At 60.0% G+C, this 19,629-nt stretch carries 18 protein-coding genes; 8 read left to right on the forward strand and 10 right to left on the reverse strand.

The genetic code is table 11. The features are described from left to right. Positions 1 to 150: 150 nt before the first annotated feature. Both ACYZUA_RS23560 and ACYZUA_RS23565 read right to left on the reverse strand, forming a co-directional pair. Positions 151 to 444: a BolA family protein gene (locus ACYZUA_RS23560; RefSeq protein ID WP_461960816.1), complete on the reverse strand. Its 294-nt coding sequence runs from the start codon at positions 442 to 444 to the stop codon at positions 151 to 153. 12 nt (positions 445 to 456) lie between these two features. Next, on the reverse strand, positions 457 to 981 hold the full coding sequence (locus ACYZUA_RS23565; RefSeq protein ID WP_461960817.1) for a DUF2059 domain-containing protein: 525 nt from the start codon (positions 979 to 981) through the stop codon (positions 457 to 459). Positions 982 to 1,173: 192 nt separating this feature from the next. On the opposite strand from ACYZUA_RS23565, the gene ACYZUA_RS23570 reads away from it, so the two are divergent. Beyond that, positions 1,174 to 2,568: a class II fumarate hydratase gene (locus ACYZUA_RS23570; RefSeq protein WP_461964099.1), complete on the forward strand. Its 1,395-nt coding sequence runs from the start codon at positions 1,174 to 1,176 to the stop codon at positions 2,566 to 2,568. Between the two features lie 131 nt (positions 2,569 to 2,699). Here ACYZUA_RS23570 and ACYZUA_RS23575 read toward each other — a convergent pair whose 3' ends face one another. Continuing rightward, the gene (locus ACYZUA_RS23575; RefSeq protein ID WP_461960818.1) at positions 2,700 to 3,659 is read right to left on the reverse strand and encodes a DMT family transporter; all 960 of its coding nucleotides are present in this window, start codon (positions 3,657 to 3,659) and stop codon (positions 2,700 to 2,702) included. A 211-nt stretch (positions 3,660 to 3,870) separates the two neighbouring features. On the opposite strand from ACYZUA_RS23575, the gene ACYZUA_RS23580 reads away from it, so the two are divergent. Next, a complete protein-coding gene (locus tag ACYZUA_RS23580; protein WP_033055288.1) occupies positions 3,871 to 4,065 on the forward strand; it encodes a DUF6316 family protein in 195 nt (64 codons plus the stop codon). A 122-nt stretch (positions 4,066 to 4,187) separates the two neighbouring features. Here the strand turns inward: ACYZUA_RS23580 and ACYZUA_RS23585 are convergent, their stop codons facing one another. Together ACYZUA_RS23585 and pap are read right to left on the reverse strand one after the other, a co-directional pair. After that, positions 4,188 to 5,372 carry a thiolase family protein gene (locus tag ACYZUA_RS23585; RefSeq protein ID WP_461960819.1) on the reverse strand — a complete coding sequence of 395 codons (1,185 nt, stop codon included), beginning with the start codon at positions 5,370 to 5,372 and terminating at the stop codon, positions 4,188 to 4,190. Positions 5,373 to 5,473: 101 nt separating this feature from the next. Then, the gene (gene pap, locus ACYZUA_RS23590) at positions 5,474 to 6,997 is read right to left on the reverse strand and encodes a polyphosphate:AMP phosphotransferase (RefSeq protein ID WP_461960820.1); all 1,524 of its coding nucleotides are present in this window, start codon (positions 6,995 to 6,997) and stop codon (positions 5,474 to 5,476) included. A 160-nt stretch (positions 6,998 to 7,157) separates the two neighbouring features. Between pap and mnmC the strand changes: the two genes are divergently transcribed. The 5 genes from mnmC (at position 7,158) to ACYZUA_RS23615 (ending at position 14,541) form a co-directional block, all read left to right on the forward strand. Then, on the forward strand, positions 7,158 to 9,140 hold the full coding sequence (mnmC, locus tag ACYZUA_RS23595) for a bifunctional tRNA (5-methylaminomethyl-2-thiouridine)(34)-methyltransferase MnmC2/FAD-dependent 5-carboxymethylaminomethyl-2-thiouridine(34) oxidoreductase MnmC1 (protein WP_461960821.1): 1,983 nt from the start codon (positions 7,158 to 7,160) through the stop codon (positions 9,138 to 9,140). A 124-nt stretch (positions 9,141 to 9,264) separates the two neighbouring features. Then, positions 9,265 to 11,037, forward strand: coding sequence for an N-acetylglutaminylglutamine amidotransferase (locus tag ACYZUA_RS23600; protein ID WP_461960822.1), 1,773 nt, complete (start codon positions 9,265 to 9,267; stop codon positions 11,035 to 11,037). A 3-nt stretch (positions 11,038 to 11,040) separates the two neighbouring features. Then, positions 11,041 to 12,786, forward strand: coding sequence for an N-acetylglutaminylglutamine synthetase (ngg, locus tag ACYZUA_RS23605; protein ID WP_461960823.1), 1,746 nt, complete (start codon positions 11,041 to 11,043; stop codon positions 12,784 to 12,786). 164 nt (positions 12,787 to 12,950) lie between these two features. Further along, on the forward strand, positions 12,951 to 14,141 hold the full coding sequence (locus tag ACYZUA_RS23610) for an osmoprotectant NAGGN system M42 family peptidase (RefSeq protein WP_461960824.1): 1,191 nt from the start codon (positions 12,951 to 12,953) through the stop codon (positions 14,139 to 14,141). A 172-nt stretch (positions 14,142 to 14,313) separates the two neighbouring features. Further along, positions 14,314 to 14,541 (forward strand): YheU family protein, encoded by a 228-nt coding sequence (locus ACYZUA_RS23615; RefSeq protein WP_461960825.1) that lies wholly within the window; start codon positions 14,314 to 14,316, stop codon positions 14,539 to 14,541. A 5-nt stretch (positions 14,542 to 14,546) separates the two neighbouring features. On the opposite strand, the gene csrA is transcribed toward ACYZUA_RS23615, so the two are convergent. The 3 genes from csrA to ACYZUA_RS23630 all read right to left on the reverse strand — a co-directional run bounded on the left by csrA (position 14,547) and on the right by ACYZUA_RS23630 (position 16,098). Continuing rightward, positions 14,547 to 14,732 carry a carbon storage regulator CsrA gene (gene csrA / locus ACYZUA_RS23620; RefSeq protein ID WP_129437377.1) on the reverse strand — a complete coding sequence of 62 codons (186 nt, stop codon included), beginning with the start codon at positions 14,730 to 14,732 and terminating at the stop codon, positions 14,547 to 14,549. 153 nt (positions 14,733 to 14,885) lie between these two features. Then, positions 14,886 to 15,218 (reverse strand): YnfA family protein, encoded by a 333-nt coding sequence (locus ACYZUA_RS23625; protein ID WP_074878904.1) that lies wholly within the window; start codon positions 15,216 to 15,218, stop codon positions 14,886 to 14,888. A 64-nt stretch (positions 15,219 to 15,282) separates the two neighbouring features. Beyond that, positions 15,283 to 16,098, reverse strand: coding sequence for an SDR family oxidoreductase (locus ACYZUA_RS23630; RefSeq protein WP_046049115.1), 816 nt, complete (start codon positions 16,096 to 16,098; stop codon positions 15,283 to 15,285). 278 nt (positions 16,099 to 16,376) lie between these two features. Here ACYZUA_RS23630 and ACYZUA_RS23635 point away from each other — a divergent pair, with 278 nt between their 5' ends. Further along, the gene (locus tag ACYZUA_RS23635; RefSeq protein ID WP_173860449.1) at positions 16,377 to 16,535 is read left to right on the forward strand and encodes a DUF3309 family protein; all 159 of its coding nucleotides are present in this window, start codon (positions 16,377 to 16,379) and stop codon (positions 16,533 to 16,535) included. Between the two features lie 63 nt (positions 16,536 to 16,598). On the opposite strand, the gene ACYZUA_RS23640 is transcribed toward ACYZUA_RS23635, so the two are convergent. Together ACYZUA_RS23640 and ACYZUA_RS23645 are read right to left on the reverse strand one after the other, a co-directional pair. Next, complete coding sequence (locus tag ACYZUA_RS23640) at positions 16,599 to 18,692, reverse strand: LTA synthase family protein (RefSeq protein WP_461960826.1); 2,094 nt, start codon at positions 18,690 to 18,692, stop codon at positions 16,599 to 16,601. Between the two features lie 314 nt (positions 18,693 to 19,006). Further along, on the reverse strand, positions 19,007 to 19,612 hold the full coding sequence (locus tag ACYZUA_RS23645; protein WP_461960827.1) for an START domain-containing protein: 606 nt from the start codon (positions 19,610 to 19,612) through the stop codon (positions 19,007 to 19,009). Positions 19,613 to 19,629 lie beyond the last annotated feature (17 nt).

Below are 19,629 nucleotides of genomic sequence, written 5' to 3' on the forward strand. Positions count from 1 at the left end.
TACCCTCGTAAGGGGTGAACCGGATGCGAAAAAAAACGCGCCGGGTGAGCGGCGCGTTGCGGATTCTAGCAAAAATAACGCGATCTCTGTAGGAGCATGGCTTGCCCGCGATGGCGTACTCAAGGTCGCCATCGCGGGCAAGCCTTGCTCCTACCTGCCGCCAGCACAGGTCGGCGAGGCCGGAGCTGCTTCGATCTGTGCCCATTCCTCTGGCGTGTAGGTATGCAGCGCCAACGCATGGAACTCGCCCATCAGCTCGCCGAGCGTGCCGTAGACTTTCTGGTGACGCTTGACGCGGTTGAGCCCTTCGAACTGCTGGCTGACCACCACGGCCTTGAAGTGGGTCTGCAACCCACGGCTGTGCATGTGGCTTTCATCCAGCACTTGCAGATGCTGTGGCTGCAACAGGCCCAGTGTCGATTCGATGCGTTGTTGCATGGTCATACCGAACTCCGCTTAAGGCTTTTTCTTGGCTGGGGCGGCGGCGCCTTTAGGCTCCAGCTCGGCCGTCATGTCAGCCAACAGTTTGTTGACCACAGGCACGGCGCTTTCCAGCTTGGCTTGAGTCATCTGGGCCGATTGCTGAGTCAGCTGCGGCATTTTTTCCAGGACTTTCTTGCCCAGTGGCGATTTGTAGAACGCGACCAGGTCTTTCAGCTCGGATTCGCTGAAGTTGGTGGTGTAGAGCTTGACCATGTCCGGCTTCAGCTTGTTCCAGCCAATGGCTTGGTCCAGCGCGGCGTTAGCTTTGGCCTGGTAGGTTTCCAGCAAGGCCTTTTTCGATTCAGGGGCTTTGGTCTGAGCAAAGCGCTGAGCGAACATTTGCTGCACTTGCATGTACACCGGAGTGCCCAATTTGTCAGCGTGCGCCAGAGTCAGGAAAGCTTCGGCACTGGCGTTGTGGCTGGCGGTATCGGCAAAAACAGGGCCGCTGGCGCAAACCAGTGCAACCGCGGTACAGATGGCACGAAGACGAGTCATCGAGTTTCCTTTTCTAGCAGGCGAGGTCATTACCCCAAGGGCGACCATTCTGCACCTAAAAAAGTGTGTCACTCAACCCCAAGCCTTGTCGGGCCTGATTTAGAGGGGTTGAATGGTCAAAAAACAGACTGATGGAACCACGGCCGGCGATCACGGCCTAAACTGCGCTATCGACCTACAGGAGTGTGCATGATGAGCCGTATCGAAACCGACAGCCTTGGCCAGGTGGAAGTCCCGGATGAAGCCTACTGGGGCGCTCAGACGCAACGCTCGCTGATCAACTTCGCCATCGGCAACGAAAAAATGCCGCTGGCCGTGCTGCATGCCCTGGCGCTGATCAAGAAAGCCGCGGCGCGGGTCAATGACCGCAATGGTGACCTGCCCGCCGACATCGCCCGGCTGATCGAACAGGCCGCCGACGAAGTGCTCGACGGCAGCCACGACGACCAGTTCCCACTGGTGGTCTGGCAGACCGGCAGCGGCACCCAGAGCAACATGAACGTCAACGAAGTGATCGCCGGTCGAGCCAACGAACTGGCGGGTAATGCTCGCGGTGGCAAGTCGCCGGTTCACCCTAACGATCACGTCAACCGCTCCCAGAGTTCCAACGACTGTTTCCCGACTGCCATGCACATCGCGGCAGCCCAGGCAGTGCAACAGCAATTGCTGCCGGCGATCAACGAACTGTCGGGCGGATTGGCCGAGCTGTCCGCGCGGCATATGAAACTGGTCAAGACCGGCCGCACCCACATGATGGACGCGACGCCCATTACCTTCGGTCAGGAACTGTCGGCGTTCATCGCGCAACTGGATTACGCCGAGCGGGCGATCCGCAGCTCGCTGCCGGCCGTCTGTGAACTGGCCCAGGGCGGCACCGCGGTGGGCACCGGGCTGAATTCACCCCACGGATTTGGCGAAGCCATCGCTGCCGAACTGGCCGCCCTCTCCGGCCTGCCGTTTGTCACCGCCCCCAACAAATTCGCCGCCCTGGCTGGGCATGAGCCGCTGACCACGCTGTCCGGCGCGCTGAAAACCCTCGCCGTGACCCTGATGAAAATCGCCAACGACCTGCGCCTGCTGGGCTCCGGGCCGCGAGCAGGCTTCGCCGAAGTCAAACTGCCGGCCAACGAACCGGGCAGCTCGATCATGCCGGGCAAGGTCAATCCGACTCAGTGCGAAGCGCTATCGATGCTGGCTTGTCAGGTCTTGGGCAACGACGTCGCCATCGGGTTTGCAGCGAGTCAGGGCCATTTGCAATTGAACGTGTTCAAACCGGTGATCATCCACAATCTGCTGCAATCGATCCGCCTGCTGGGCGATGGCTGCAGCAACTTCCAGCAGCACTGCATCGCCGGCCTGGAACCGGATGCAGAGAAAATGGCTGAACATCTGGAGCGTGGGTTGATGTTGGTGACAGCGCTGAATCCGCACATCGGTTACGACAAATCGGCGGAGATTGCCAAGAAGGCTTATGCCGAAGGGCTGACCTTGCGTGAGTCGGCGTTGCAATTGGGGTATCTGACGGATGAAGAGTTTGATGCGTGGGTGAGGCCGGAGAATATGCTGGAAGCGGGCGCCAAGGGCTGAGTTTTGTAGCGCCTGACAGTCAGCCATCGCGGGCAAGCCTTGCTCCTACGGGTTTTGCGTCGATCAAAATATCCGGTATCGACATAAAACCCGTAGGAGCAAGGCTTGCCCGCGATGAACGATGACGCGGTCTAACCTGCCGCAATCCGCACCTTTCTAGCCCTGAGCCCCGCAATCAACGACGGCCCCAACGCCACCAGCGCCGACCCCAGCACCACCAGCACCGCCCCGCCATAACCCAGACCATTGATCGTCTCGGCATGCACATAGTCCGGCCATAACCACGCGGCCACGGCCACCGCTGCGAACGTCACCAGCGGCGTAATCGCCAGCGTCGCACTGACCCGCGATGCCTCCCAATGGGCCAAAGCCTCAGCAAACGCGCCATAGGCGATCAGGGTGTTCATGCAGCACGCCAGCAGTAGCCAGCCTTGCAGCGGACTCAGTTGCAGCGCTTCCAGCGGATGCACCCACGGCGTCAACAACATCGCGCAGAACAGGTAGATCACCATCATCACCTGCAGCGAATTCCACACCGTAAGCAATTGCTTCTGGCCCAGGGCGTAGAACGTCCAGACCGTCGACGCCAGCAGCACCAACAGCACGCCGGCGGTGTAATCGGTCAGCGAGGTCAGCAACTCGGCGAGCCGCTGATTGAAAAACAGGCCAAAGCCGATCAACAGCACCAGCAGGCCAATCCCCTGCCCCACGCTGAACCGTTCCTTGAACACAAACAGACTGGCGATCAGCAACATGATCGGCCCCATCTGCACCACCAGTTGCGCGGTGCCGGGGCTGAGCAGGTTCAGGCCCATCAGGTACAGCACGTAGTTGCCCACCAGGCCGAGCACCGCCATCAACACCAACCAGCCACCACGCGGCCCGAGCACCTTGCGGCTCGGCAAGCGTTTGGTCGCCGCCAGATAAATGAACAGGCACCCGCCGGATACGATCAGGCGAAACCAGGTCACCGTCACCGGGTCCATCACCAGCAGCACTTGTTTGAGTTTGATCGGCAGGATTCCCCACAGCAACGCGGTCACCAAGGCCAGGAACAGACCGTAAACCCAGCGACCCGATGAAATGTGCATTGCGAACCCCGAAGCCAAGTGGCGAGAACGGTCATTCTAGGCTTAGCGCCGTTCGGCACACAGGGACAGTTGGGCGTTGGCCGCGAATGAAACTGTGCAGGTCGCACCATTAAATTGGCGCTATGCCGTCGATCGGCCGGCCAGGCGTCGCAAGTGGTTCGTGCATAAGCTCATGGGATTCGCCAACAGGAACATTCCTCAGGAGATCGCCATGTACGGCAAACGCGCCCAGGACAATGCCCCCGCCACGCACTTTCGCTGTGACCGGGTGTGTCGTGTGAATGGGGATTTGTATTTCAGCACCCGGGAAAACACCCTGGAGGGTCCGTTTGAAAACCCGGAGAAATTGGCGCGGGAGGTACAGGCTTACATTGAGCGGATGCTGCTTTTGCGGATGAGCCTGTAGACCGCGGCGCCTGAATCGCGAGCAGGCTCACTCCCACATTAGATCTATGTCGCACTCCAGATCCCTGTGGGAGCGAGCCTGCTCGCGATAGCGGTTAACCAGACAACACAAATCTTGCAGTCTTAACGCACCGCTTCGAACAACCCGGCCGCACCCATCCCGCCACCCACACACATGGTGACGATGCCGTAACGCACATTGCGGCGCTGCAATTCACGCACGAGATGCCCGACCTGACGCGAGCCGGTCATGCCGAACGGATGGCCGATGGAAATCGAGCCGCCATTGACGTTGTACTTGTCGTTATCGATCTCCAACCGAATACGGCTGTACAGGCATTGCGAGGCGAAGGCTTCGTTGAGTTCCCACAGATCAATGTCGGAGATCCGCAACCCCTTGGCCTTGAGCAACTTCGGCACCGAGAACACCGGGCCGATGCCCATTTCATCCGGCTCGCAACCGGCCACGGTGAACCCACGGAAGAACGCCTTGGGCTTCAACCCCAGTTCCAGTGCTTTTTCCAGGCTCATCACCAGCGTCATCGACGCACCATCGGACAACTGCGAAGAGTTGCCGGCAGTCACCGAACCGTCTTCGGCAAACACCGGTTTCAATCCCGCCAGGCTTTCCAGGGTGGTGCCCGGCCGATTGCAGTCATCGTGATCGACGATGCCGTCAAGGATCTGCACCTCACCGGTGGCCTTGTCTTCAACCCGATACTTCACCGCCATCGGCACGATTTCATCGTCAAACAAGCCATCGGCCTGAGCCTGGGCGGTACGTTGCTGACTTTGCAGCGCGTACAGATCCTGTTCTTCGCGCCTGACATCGTAACGACGAGCGACGATTTCGGCTGTCTGGCCCATCGGGAAATAGATACCGGGCACCTGCTCTTTCAGCAGCGGATTGATCAGATTGTCAGTGTTGACGCTTTTCATGGTCAGGCTGATGGACTCGACGCCACCGGCGACGATGATGTCGCTGCAACCCGATGCGATCTGGTTGGCGGCGATGGCGATCGCCTGCAAGCCCGACGAGCAAAAGCGGTTGAGGGTCATGCCGGCGGTGCCGGTGCCCAGCCGCGACAGTACCGCGATGTTGCGACCGATGTTGAAGCCTTGGCCACCTTCGTTGGAACCGGCACCGACGATGCAATCCTCGACGCTGGCCGGATCGATGCCAGAACGCGCCAGCAGCGCATTGACGCAATGGGCCGCCATGTCGTCCGGACGGGTCAGGTTGAACTTGCCGCGAAAGGATTTGGCCAGGCCGGTCCGCACGCTGTCGACGATCACCACTTCACGCATGGCATACCTCATTGTTGTTATCGGTTGAGAGTGGACCGAGCATAAGTCCACTGCATTACCGACCGCGACAATCATTCACCCCGCGTATGCGTAACCATCGCTCACTTCTTGCGCGCCTTTTCTTTCCTGTTGTGCTTGTCGGACTTTTCGAACGCCTCTTCCAGCGCCAGATTGATGGTGCGCAGGACTTTGACCCGCGCCCAGCGCTTGTCATTGGCCTCCACCAGCGTCCAGGGCGATATCTCGGTGCTGGTGCGATCGACCATGTCACCGACCGCCGCGCGGTAGGCGTCCCACTTGTCACGATTGCGCCAGTCATCTTCAGTGATCTTGAAACGCTTGAAGGGAATTTCTTCCCGCGCCTGGAAGCGCTCCAGTTGCGTCTGCTTGTCGATGGCCAGCCAGAACTTGACCACGATCATCCCGGCCTCGCCGATCAGCTCTTCAAAATCATTGATTTCACTGTAGGCCCGCAACCAGTCCGCCGGCGGGCAGAAGCCTTCGACGCGCTCCACCAGCACCCGCCCGTACCACGAACGATCGAACACCGTGAACGTGCCCTTGGCCGGGATGTGCCGCCAGAACCGCCACAGATAAGGCTGCGCCCGTTCCTCTTCGGTGGGCGCGGCAATCGGTACGATGTTGTACTGACGCGGGTCGAGGGCCGCCGCAACCCGGCGGATCGCCCCGCCCTTGCCTGCCGCATCATTGCCTTCGAACACCGCCACCAAGGCGTGCCGACGCATGCGTTTGTCGCGCATCAGGCCGGAGAATCGCGCCTGCTCGGTAATCAATTGTTCTTCGTAATCGTCCTTGTCCAGGCGCAGGGTCAAATCCAGGCTGTCGAGCAGGTTCAACTGATCGACATGGATGGGCAACGGTGCGGCATTAACCTTGGAAGGATGGACCTTGTGTCGTTTCAGGGCACTTTGCAGGCCTTCGAGCAGGATCTTGCCCACCGCCAGGCTGCGGTAATGAGGGTCCACCCCTTCGATCACATGCCAAGGCGCGTAGTCGCGGCTGGTACGGCGCAACACGTGTTCGCCGTATTTCACGAACTTGTCGTAGGTTTGCGATTGTTGCCAGTCCAGCGGACTGATGCGCCAACTGTGCAGCGGGTCATCCGCCAGGGCCTTGAGCCGCGCCTTCATTTGCTTTTTGGAGAGGTGGAACCAGAACTTGAAGATCAGCGCGCCTTCGTCGCAGAGCATTTTTTCAAAGCGCTCGGACTGGTTGATCGCCTGATCCAGCACCGGGTCCTTGAACAAGCCATGAACCCGGCCTTGCAGCATCTGGCTGTACCAGTTGCCGAAGAAAATCCCCATGCGGCCCTTGGCCGGGAGCATCCGCCAGTAGCGCCAGGCCGGTGGCCGCGCCAGCTCTTCGTCGGTCTGCTGATCGAACGTGCGGACCTCGATCAAGCGTGGGTCCATCCATTCGTTAAGCAACTTGACCGTCTCGCCCTTGCCGGCGCCTTCGATGCCATTGATCAGAATGATCACCGGAAAGCGGCGTTGCTGGTGAAGTTCGAACTGTGCTTCGAGCAAGGCTTCACGCAGGGCCGGTTCTTCGGCGTCGTAGGTTTCTTTGTCGATGGCGTGACCGATTTCGGCGGATTCGAACATGGGACGGCTCCTTCCAGGATTGAGCAAGACTAGCGGATTGACCTCTCCTGCGTGGGAGAAATCCCATTTTCACCGTTCGAGCTGGCTCGGACGTTGCCATGGATCAAGCACCGCTCCAGCGATCGGCTAGAATGGCCGCCTTGCCGTTGCCGAGCCTGCCATGAAACCTGTATTGCCCCACGCCCAGCTCGACTGGGACGACCAAGGGCTCCCGCGTTCGCGGGTGTTCGATGATGTGTATTTTTCCGATCTGTCGGGGCTGGACGAAACCCGCTACGTATTCCTCGAACAGAATGCTTTGCGTGAACGCTTCGCTGCGTTGCCAGCCGGCGGTCGACTGGTGATTGGCGAGACCGGTTTCGGCACCGGGCTGAATTTCCTTTGCGCCTGGCAGCTGTTCGAACAGCACGCGGTGGCCGGGGCGCGGCTGCATTTTGTCAGTGTCGAAAAGTACCCGCTGAGCCTGCCCGATCTGCAGCGTGCCTTGGCCTTGTGGCCGGAGCTCAAACCGTTTGCCGATCAGCTGCTGACGCAATACATCGCAATCCACCCAGGCTTCCAGCGCCTGGTGCTGGACAACGGCCGCGTGACCCTGACCCTGCTGATCGGCGATGCGCTGGAGCAATTGCCGCAACTGGACGCGCAGATCGACGCCTGGTTTCTCGACGGTTTTGCCCCGGCGAAAAACCCCGACATGTGGACCGCCGAACTGTTCGCCGAACTGGCGCGTCTGGCGGCCCCCGGCTCGACCATCAGCACCTTCACCAGCACCGGTTGGGTGCGCCGTCTGCTGAACGCGGCGGGCTTCAAGATGAAGCGAACGCCCGGCATTGGCCACAAATGGGAGATTTTGCGGGGCGTGTTTCTCGGCTGGCCTGAGGAAGTCCCGGTGCCCGCCGTGGCCAAACCCTGGTTTGCGCGGCCGACGCCACTGAACGGCGAGCGTCATGCGATGGTGATCGGCGCCGGTCTGGCCGGTTGCGCTACGGCCGCCAGCCTGGCGGCGCGGGGTTGGCAAGTCAGTCTGCTGGAGCGTCACGATGCGCTGGCGCAGGAAGCCTCGGGCAATCCTCAGGGCGTTTTATACCTCAAGCTTTCGGCCCATGGCACCGCGTTGTCGCAGTTGATTGTCAGTGGTTTCGGTCACACCCGACGCTTGATCGAACATCTGCAACGGGGCGTCGACTGGGACGATTGCGGGGTCTTGCAACTGGCCTTCAACGCCAAGGAAGCCGAGCGTCAGGCGCAATTGGTCGCCGCCTTTTCGCCAGATCTGGTGCACTTGCTCGATCAACCCCAAGCCCAGGCTCAGGCCGGCATCGCCCTGGAACACGGCGGATTGTTCTTCCCGGAAGGTGGCTGGGTTCATCCGCCGGCGTTGTGCCATTGGCAGGCGTCCTCGGCGAACATCCAGTGGCTGCCTCATCGCAATGTCCTGGAACTGCGCAAAGTTGATGATCAGTGGCAGGCCTGGGACGGTGATGATTTGCTGGCCAGTGCCCCCGTGGTGATCCTGGCCGGCGCCGCCGAGATCAAGCGTTTCCCTCAAAGCGCCGAGCTGCCCCTAAAACGCATTCGTGGCCAGATCACCCGACTGGCGCAAACCCCTGAAAGCCAGAGCCTGGCCACCGTCGTCTGCGCCGAAGGCTATGTGGCGCCGGCTCGACTGGGCGAACACACCCTCGGCGCCAGCTTCGACTTCAAGAGCGATGACCTGACTCCGACCCTCGCCGAACACCTCGGCAACCTGGCCTTGCTCGAGGAAATCTCCCCCGACCTGGCCACGCGACTGCATGCTCAGGAACTGGACCCGCAGCAGCTTGAAGGGCGCGCCGCGTTCCGCTGCACCAGCCCGGACTACCTGCCGATCGTTGGCCCGTTGGCCGCACCAGCAGCCTTCGTCGACGCCTACGCCGTACTGAGCAAGGACGCCCGGCAAGTACCGGACATTCCCTGCCCCTGGCTTGAGGGTTTTTACGTCAACAGCGGCCACGGTTCTCGCGGCCTGATCACCGCGCCACTGTCGGGTGAATTGCTCGCGGCATGGATCGAAAACGAACCGCTGCCCCTGCCCAGAACGGTCGCCGAGGCCTGCCATCCCAACCGTTTCGCCGTGCGCCAGTTGATCCGCGGAAAAGTCTGACGGCGCGCCTTATAACTTATCGGTCTAAAACTCCGGGGATTCAGCCGGGTCAGTTTCTGAGTACCCGCCGTTTTTGGCGCGGTATCGATTGACCCTCCCCAACGGAAAAACCGGTAAGGAATTTATGTGCGGATTAGCTGGCGAGTTACGTTTTGATCATCAACCTGCAGACCTTGCAGCCATTGAACGAATCACCCATCACCTGGCCCCTCGCGGCCCTGACGCGTGGGGCTTTCATGCCCAAGGGCCGATTGCCCTGGGCCATCGTCGCCTGAAAATCATGGACCTGTCGGACGGCTCGGCTCAGCCGATGATCGACAACCAATTGGGCTTGTCCCTGGCCTTCAACGGCGCGATCTACAACTTCCCCGAACTGCGCACCGAGCTTGAAAGCCTTGGTTACGCGTTCTATTCCGGTGGTGACACCGAAGTGCTGCTCAAGGGTTATCACGCCTGGGGCGAAGCGCTGCTGCCCAAGCTCAACGGCATGTTCGCCTTCGCCATTTGGGAGCGCGACGCTCAACGCCTGTTCATCGCCCGCGACCGTCTCGGCGTGAAGCCGCTGTACCTGTCGCGCACCGGCCAGCGCCTGCGCTTTGCCTCGGCACTGCCGGCGCTGCTCAAGGGCGGCGACATCAACCCGATCCTCGATCCGGTGGCGCTCAATCATTATCTGAATTTCCACGCCGTGGTCCCGGCGCCGCGCACCTTGCTGGCCGGCATCGAAAAACTGCCACCGGCGACCTGGATGCGCATCGAAGCGGACGGCACCACCGAGCAGAAAACCTGGTGGACCTTGCCCTACGGCCCACACGCCGACGAGATGAATCTGACACTCGAAGACTGGCGTGACCGTGTGCTCGACAGCACCCGTGACGCGGTGGCGATCCGTCAACGTGCGGCAGTCGACGTCGGCGTGCTGCTCTCGGGCGGTGTCGACTCGAGCCTGCTGGTCGGACTGTTGCGTGAAGTCGGTGTTGAAAACCTGTCGACCTTCTCCATCGGTTTCCAGGATGCCGGCGGCGAACGCGGCGACGAGTTCCAGTATTCGGACCTGATCGCCAAGCACTACGGCACCCAGCATCACCAATTGCGCATCGACGAAAAAGAGATCATCGAGCAACTGCCCGCAGCGTTCCGCGCCATGAGCGAACCGATGGTCAGCCATGACTGTATCGCCTTCTATCTGCTGTCCCGCGAAGTGGCCAAGCATTGCAAAGTGGTGCAGAGCGGCCAGGGTGCCGACGAGTTGTTCGCCGGTTATCACTGGTACCCACAAGTCGACGGTGCCGAAGATCCGTACGCCGCCTATCGCGATGCGTTTTTCGACCGCAGCTACGACGACTATGCCGCCACTGTGCAGCCGAAATGGCTGACGGCCAATGACGCCGCTGGCGACTTCGTGAAGGAACATTTCGCACAGCCCGGCGCCGAGGCGGCGGTGGACAAAGCCCTGCGTCTGGACAGCACGATCATGCTGGTGGACGACCCGGTCAAACGCGTCGACAACATGACCATGGCCTGGGGCCTGGAAGCGCGCACACCGTTTCTCGACTATCGCCTGGTGGAATTGTCGGCCCGCGTGCCGGGCAAATTCAAACTGCCGGATGGCGGCAAGCAAGTCTTGAAAGAAGCGGCGCGGCTGGTGATTCCGAGTGAAGTGATCGATCGCAAGAAAGGCTACTTCCCGGTCCCTGGTCTGAAGCATTTGCAAGGCGATACGCTGAACTGGGTGCGTGAACTGCTGCTCGATCCGAGCCAGGATCGCGGACTGTTCAAGCCAGCGATGCTCGATCGCCTGCTGACCGATCCGCAAGGCCAGTTGACCCCGTTGCGCGGCTCCAAGCTGTGGCAATTGGCGGCCCTGAACCTGTGGCTCAGTGAACAAGGAATCTGATCGATGAAACCCCACGCCACGGCTTATAGCCAACGCTTGTTGCGCGGTCAGGCGCCCTCGTACGAACGCTTGCAGGCCCGCCTGGCCGAAGACGGCAGCGAATTGGGCGCCGCACCGATTGCCGTGCACTGCGGCTGGGGCCGGTTGCTTATCGGCCACACCTTTCCCGATGCGGCGAGCCTGGCCCAAGAGCTGCTCAATGAGCACACCGGTGAACGCGACATCGCCCTGTACGTTGCCGCGCCTCAGCAAGTGTTGGGGCTGGAGCCGGCGCAGTTGTTTCTCGACCCGTCCGACACCCTGCGCCTGTGGTTCAGTGATTACCGCCAGTCGACTCGAGTGTTTCGCGGCTTTCGCATCCGCCGGGCCCAAAGCGATGCGGACTGGCAGGCGATCAATCAGCTGTATCAGTTGCGCGGCATGCTGCCGATCGACGCGAGTCTGCTGACTCCGCGCCATGAGGGCGGCCCGGTGTATTGGCTGGCCGAAGATGAGGGCAGCGGCGCGATCATTGGCAGCGTCATGGGCCTCAATCACCACAAGGCGTTCAACGATCCGGAAAATGGCAGCAGCCTGTGGTGTCTGGCAGTCGATCCGCAATGTTCGCGACCGGGTGTCGGTGAAGTGTTGGTGCGACATTTGATCGAGCACTTCATGAGCCGGGGGCTGAGTTACCTGGACCTGTCCGTACTGCACGATAACCGGCAGGCGAAAAGTCTTTACGCCAAGCTCGGGTTTCGCAACCTGTCGACCTTCGCGATCAAGCGCAAAAACTGCATCAATCAGCCGTTGTTTCTGGGCCCTGGCCCGGAAGCCGAGTTCAATCCTTATGCACGGATCATCGTCGAGGAAGCGCACCGTCGCGGCATCGAAGTGCAAGTCGATGACGCCGATGCCGGCCTGTTCACCTTGATCCATGGCAGTCGCCGCGTACGTTGCCGTGAATCCCTCAGCGATCTGACCAGCGCCATCAGCATGACGTTGTGCCAGGACAAAAGCCTGACGCACAAAGTGCTCAAGGCCGCCGGCCTGAACTTGCCAGCGCAGCAACTGGCCGGCAACGCCGATGACAACCTGGCGTTTCTCGACGAGCACGAACGAGTGGTGGTCAAACCGCTGGATGGCGAACAGGGCCAAGGCGTCGCAGTGGATTTACGGACCATCGAAGAGGTCCAGCAGGCCATCGAATCCGCCCGCCAGTTCGACAGTCGCGTGCTGCTGGAGAGTTTCCACGAAGGCCTTGATTTGCGGATTGTGGTGATCGGTTTTGAGGTGGTCGCCGCGGCGATTCGTCGTCCGGCAGAAGTGGTGGGTGATGGTCAGCATTCCATCGGTGCGCTGATCGAAGCCCAGAGTCGGCGTCGTCAGGCGGCGACCAGCGGTGAAAGCAAAATCCCGCTGGACCATGAAACCGAGCGCACCTTGCACGCGGCGGGTTATGACTACAGCAGCATTCTGCCGGCCGGTGAGCATCTGTTCGTACGCAAGACGGCGAATCTTCATACCGGCGGGATTCTTGAGGATGTCACTGCGATTCTGCATCCGACCTTGGTGGATGCGGCGGTACGGGCGGCGCGGGCGCTGGATATTCCGATGGTCGGGCTCGACCTGATGGTGCCTGCTGCGGATCAACCGGAGTATGTGTTTATCGAAGCCAATGAGCGTGCCGGGTTGGCAAACCACGAGCCGCAACCGACGGCCGAGCGGTTTGTGGATTTGTTGTTTCCGCATAGTCAGCCGGCGGCCTGACATTGATGTGTCGCCTGTTTCATCGCCATCGCGAGCAGGCTCGCTCCCACATTTGACCGCATTTCCCTGTGGGAGCGAGCCTGCTCGCGATGGGGCCCTGACAGATCACACACTCTCTTTTCCTCATCGAAACCATCGATGCTCTCAACCCATCAGGAGTTTCCATGACCAGCAAAATCCCCGAACCGGATCTGATCTACCTGCAAAAAGTCCTGCTGGAAATGCTCGCCATTCCCAGCCCGACCGGGTTCACCGACACCATTGTGCGTTACGTCGCCGAACGGCTTGAAGAGCTGGGTATTCCCTTTGAGATGACCCGCCGTGGCACCATCCGCGCCACCCTCAAGGGCAAGAAAAACAGCCCTGACCGTGCGGTCTCCGCCCACCTCGACACCATCGGCGCGGCGGTTCGCGCGATCAAGGACAACGGCCGTCTGACCCTGGCCCCCGTCGGTTGCTGGTCCAGCCGTTTTGCCGAGGGCAGCCGGGTCAGCCTGTTTACCGACAATGGCGTAATCCGTGGCAGCGTGCTGCCGTTGATGGCTTCCGGACATGCGTTCAATACCGCCGTGGATGAAATGCCGATCAGTTGGGATCACATCGAACTGCGCCTGGACGCCTATTGCGCTACGCGTGCCGATTGCGACTCGCTGGGCATCAGCGTTGGTGATTTCGTCGCCTTCGACCCTTTGCCGGAGTTCACCGAAAGCGGCCACATCAGCGCCCGTCATCTCGACGACAAGGCCGGCGTTGCCGCATTGCTGGCGGCGCTGAAAGCGATCGTCGACAGCGGCGAAGAACTGATGATCGACTGTCATCCGCTGTTCACCATCACCGAGGAAACCGGCAGTGGCGCGGCGGCGGCATTGCCGTGGGACGTCAGCGAATTCGTCGGCATCGATATTGCCCCGGTCGCGCCGGGTCAGCATTCCAGCGAACACGCGGTGAGCGTGGCGATGCAGGATTCCGGCGGACCATACGACTATCACCTGTCGCGGCATCTGCTGCGCCTAGCCAGTGACAACGAGTTGCCGGTGCGCCGTGACCTGTTCCGCTACTACTTCAGCGATGCCCATTCGGCGGTCACTGCCGGGCATGACATTCGCACCGCCCTGCTCGCCTTCGGCTGCGACGCCACTCACGGCTACGAACGCACCCACATCGACAGCCTCGCTGCCCTCAGCCGCCTGCTCGGCGCCTACATTCTGAGTCCGCCGGTATTTGCCAGCGATGCACAACCGGCCAAAGGGTCACTGGACCGGTTCAGTCATCAGATCGAACATGAGACGCAGATGGAAAGCGATACGCGGGTGCCGTCGGTGGATAGCCTCGTAGGGCAGCGGTCGGATACCTGACTCTGACTTTTTCGTCGTTTGAGGGATCGCCATCGCTCCCACAGTTGACCGTATTTCTCCTGTGGGAGCGAGCCTGCTCGCGATGGGGCCAGCTCAGGAAACACATCAGGTCCGGGCTAGCCGCAACCTCCCATTCGCCGTAGCATCGCGCCATTGTTTAGCCGAGGTGCCTATGCTGATCCCCCAAGACCAACTTGAAGTCGACACCCTCACCCGCCTGATCGAGGATTTCGTGACCCGTGACGGTACGGACAATGGTGATGACACGCCGCTGGAAACCCGTGTTCTGCGTGTTCGGCAGGCATTGACCAAGGGCCAGGCGCTGATTGTCTTCGACCCGGAAAGCGAGCAATGTCAGTTGATGCTCAAGCACGATGTGCCCAAGCACCTGTTCGACTGAGGCCTTCAGCGTCCTTTGTTTTTCGCCAGTTTGACCTGGATGCGGTCGTAGACCTCGGCCCGATGCACATTGACGTTCTGCGGCGCTTCGACACCGAAGCGCACACTGCCTCCGTTGACGGCAAGAATGCGCACGGAAATGTTGTCACCGATGGAAATCAACTCGCCCACAACGCGACTAAGTACAAGCATGGCATTCGTCCTTCAGGGTTATCGGACCCTGAAGATGCCCTGCACTCAGCGGGCCTACAATGCGACAGCAGCAAATCAGTCCCGCCCTACAGCGCACTACGAACAGCTCCTAAGGAAACGTCCGACAAATCGATTGAATGAAGGACCGATCCTTCAGGAAGCGGAGAAACGCGGGCCGAAAAGGATGACGCTGGCCCCGATCACACACAGCGCCACGCCGAGCCAGTCCGAGCCCAGCGGACGAATCCGCTCGACCACCGCCAGCCAGCCGATCGACGCGATGATGTAAATGCCACCGTAAGCGGCATAGGCGCGACCGGCGTACGTTGCTTCGATGCGGGTCAGCAGCAGCGCGAACAAGGTCAGACTGAGCAGAGCCGGCACGACCCACCAGGCGCTTTTACCCTGGCGCAGCCACATCCAGAAGGCAAAGCAGCCGGCGATTTCAAACAGCGCGGCGAGGAAAAACCACAAATAATTGAGCATGCAAACGTCTCGCGAGGATGGCCGATGGCGGCCACCCTAACGACGGTGTTGCGTACGGGCAAGTTCAGCCTGCGGTTTGTTTGGCCTTGGCGCGCATTTTGTCGGCCATGGCGGTCATTTCGTCGTAGAGCAATTGCGGGTTCTTCTGCTTGAGCGCCCAGGCCATACGGCCCTGTTCGTGCGGCAGGATCATGAATTCGCCGGCGGCAACGTGCTGATAGATGTAGTCGGCAATGTCGGTCGCGGTGATTGGCGAGCTTTCCAGCAACTTGCCGACCTGGGCTTTCATGGCCGGCGTCGGGCCACGGAACGAGTCCAGCAGGTTGGTCTGGAAGAACGACGGACACACCACATGCACGCCGATTTCCTGCTGCGCCAGCTCGACCAGCAGGCTTTCGGACAACGCCACCACGCCAGCCTTGGCCACGTTGTAATTGCTCATGGCCGGGCCTTGCATCAGGGCGGCCATCGACGCGATGTTGATGATCTTGCCTTTGCTTTTTTCCAGCAGCGGCAGGAAGGCCTTGCAGCCCTTGACCACGCCCATCAGGTTGATCGCGATCTGCCAGTCCCAGTCTTCCAGGGACAGTTCACTGAAGAACCCGCCCGAGGCAACGCCGGCGTTGTTGACGATGACATCGATGCCACCGAGTTTCTCGTCACAGGCTTGGGCGAAAGCGGTCAGCTGGCTGTAATCGCGCACGTCGCAACGCTGGATAAAACCGTCGCCGCCGGCTTCGCGAACCAGTTTCAGAGTTTCCTGCAGACCGGGTTCGCTGACATCCGACAAGGCCAGCTGCCAGCCTTCACGCGCCCAGCGCAGCGCGATTTCGCGACCCAAGCCCGAGCCCGCGCCAGTGATCATCATGCGATTTTGCATAGCAAACAGCCTTGTTGTTCCGGGAAAGATGCATCGAGTGTAGCGAAGGACAATGCCCGACCCACGCTCCATCAGATTGCTGAATGGCCCGAGCAAACCGGGAGAGTGCCTGAACCCACTAGACCAATCAAAAACGAAATAAGCCTTTCTTCGAAAAACATTAAAAAAACTTGGAATTTTCTTTCATTCACCACAGTCGGATTTTGTAAGCAGCCCGGTTATAGCAACCCGGCTGGCCATTAAACGCCAGGTAATTCCAGAACACTTCCAACAAGGAAATAGACATGGGCACAATTTTAATCATTATTCTGATCCTCCTGCTGATAGGTGGTTTACCGGTCTTCCCGCACTCCAGAAGTTGGGGTTATGGCCCGTCGGGTATCATCGGCGTGGTGTTGGTGGTGCTGTTGATCCTGCTGTTACTCGGCAAGATATAAAGGTTTAACAGGCAAAAAAAAAGAGGCCCTTTTTCAAGGGCCTCTTTTTTATTGCATCAAGACTTAGTCCGGCTTGCCATCAACCACACCGGCGGTGTTGTCGATCAGGCTCTTGGTCGCCGTTTGCAGGAACGCTTCGAGCTTGAGCTTCAGCTCAGCGGTACGCGGCGCATCCGGAACGATCTCGGCGTGAGGTGTCGCGCCCAGTTCGTAGCGGTACATCTTCGGCGACATTTCCTTTTCCTTCGGCAGCACCAGAATCTGATCAGCCGTGATAATGGCGGTGGTCTGCTCGCTACCCGACGGTTTGATCACGCCGAAACCGGTATCGCCTTCAGGCAGATTGAGCAAATCGCGGCCCCAGCACTGATGACGCACTTCGCCACCAATACGGCCCATGATGGTCGGCACGATGTCGATCTGCGTGCCCACGGTATGGTCACGCTCGCCGAACTTTTCCTGGATGCCCGATGCAATCATCAGCATCGGCACGTTGAAGCGGCCCAAGTCCATTTCGGTGATCTGACGCTCGTTGCCAAAGCCGTGGTCGCCGACGATCACAAACAGGGTTTCCTTGAAATACGGCTCCTTGCGGGCCTTTTCAAAGAACTGGCCCAGCGCCCAGTCTGCGTAGCGCATGGCGGTCAAATGCTCGTTCAGGCTACCGCGATCGGTCACGCGCTCAACCGGCAATGGTGTCGGCAAGGCGTATGGCGTGTGGTTGGACAGGGTTTGCAACAGCGCATAGAACGGCTTGCCGTTTTCCCGCGCCTTGAGCTCTACCAGACCACGGTCGAACATGTCCTGGTCGGACACGCCCCAGGTCGGATCGGAGAACACCGGGTTCACGAAGTCGTTACGACCAATGAAGTTGGTCATGCCCTGGTTGCTGAAGAAACCCGACTGGTTATCCCAGGCGAAGTCGCCGTTGTAGACATACACGTCATCGTAGTCACGGGCACTGAGCAATTGCGGCAGGCCGGACAACTTGTGGCTGCCTTCCGGGGTCTGCATCAGGTATTCGAAACCTGGCAGGTTCGGGAAGCAGGCCATGGTGGCGAACATACCCTGGTGGGTATGGGTGCCGTTGGAGAAGAAGCGGTCAAACATCAGGCCTTCCTTCGACAGTTGGTCGAGGTACGGCGTGATGTTGCCCGGTGCCCCCAAGGCGCCCACCGAGTGACCGGCCATGCTTTCCATCAGGATCACGACGACGTTCTTGATCGGCAAGGTCTTGTCGGCCGGAGGCGTGTAGTCGCGACGCACGGCTGCGGTTCCGGCATCCACCAGTTTGTCGTCCGCCATCACCAGCATGTCGCGCACGACTTTCTGCGCTTCAGGCTGTGGCAGGGTGGCCTTCCAGACGTTGTCGCGATCTTCGGAGATCCGGCTCTTGGCCGCGGCGACCAGCGACAAGGTGCCGTTGAGGCCCAACTGGTTGGCGAAGTTCGAGTCGGTGGTGTAGACGTCACCCCAACGCATTGGCGGGCCCTGACGCAGGGTGCCACGAGCGGCGACCACGCAGACCAGCAGGCAGACGACAAACACCGCGATGCGTGAGTACCACGGGGCGACCTTGCGCGTGCCGATGCTGCCGCCGCTGAAGGGACCACGAGGACGGGTGGCGCGATCGGCACCCTTGAACGCCAGGGTCAGGATCAACGTGCCCACGGCCCAGGCCAGCAGGTAGCGAACCACTGGAAAACCGTACCAGAGCATGCTCATCACGGTTTTCGGGTCTTCCTTTACATACTGGAAGACCAGGCCGTTGAGGCGCTGGTGGAACTCGCGGTAGAAGTCCATCTCCATCAGGCCGAGGAACAGGGCGATGCTCGAGGCAATGGTCAGCCAGAAACGGAAGAATGCGCGTGCAGCCATTGCTCGGGCGCTGAACAGCGCCAGCAGCAATGGAATGCTGAGGTAGACCACCAGGCGCAGGTCGAAACGCAGACCGTTGGCAAACGCTTCGAGAAAGGTCGAGGCCGGGGTGTCGAGGATCATCTCGCGGTTGTAAACCAGCAGCGCAACGCGCAGCAGGCTGAACATGACCATCATGACCAGGGCACACAGCAGCGTGTAGGCCAGATGCGATTTGACGGTCGGTTGCAGCAGGCGACTAGAAGCTCGCTGCTGACTCAGGGCGTCCGGGTTTGCCATGTCGTTTTAGGACCCATTGGAAGTTGAAGTTTCAAAAATACAGCGGCGCCTTGCCCTCTGTTGGCCAGTACTCGGCCCCGGGGCTTGCGCGGTGCGCAAATGTTGCACGATCAACCGCGGCATTGCCATTGATTACTGCCCGCATGTTGGCGCGGGCGAATTGTCTTGGAGGCTTTGTGAAAATTTCGTGCAACGTATATTCGGAAACAAAATAAAGTCCGGGCTGCTTCTGATGCCCCCGATCAAATAACCCGCCCTACCCAATAGAAAACGCCCCGAACCAGTCGAGGCGTTTTATCAAAAGAGCAAATCGATTACTTCTCAGCGCGTTCTTTCAAGGCTTTCAGGGTATTGAACGGCGCATCAACCACAAACTTATTGGCCACCATTGACGGAATGCTACCGCCCGGCTCGGTGTGCACCTGATAGGTCACTTCGATTTGATCGCCCTTGGGCACGAACTTCCAGAAACCGTCGACCTTGGTAACCCGCACAAAGCCTTTTTCTTCAGGAATGTACTTCGGCACACCTTCAAGTTTACGGGTCAGGCTGCCATCAGCCCCCTCGATGGTGGTCACATGCAACACCGAGTCACGCGCGGTAACCGGCCAAGGCGTATTGAACTGGGTATAGGTCCAGCTCTGATCGCCCTCGTGCTTGAGCAACTTCTGGGTTTTGCAGTCGTGAATCCAGGCGCAGGCCCCCGGCACGTCTTCCTGCAAGGCGCGCAGTTTGGCCATGGTGGTCTTCATCAGCGTGGCGCCCTGGAAGGCCTTGTATTCGGAGCCGGCCACTTCACTCAAGGAAACCTTGATGCCGTCTTCGTTCTTGGCAACTTTCCAGTCTTCTGCCTGAGCGGCCGTAGAAGCCAGCAAAACCGTCAAACCACACAGCACAGCCATACGTTGCAGCGAACCCATAGTGTTATTCCTTATTG

Source organism: Pseudomonas sp. LS2P72, assembly GCF_054897865.1.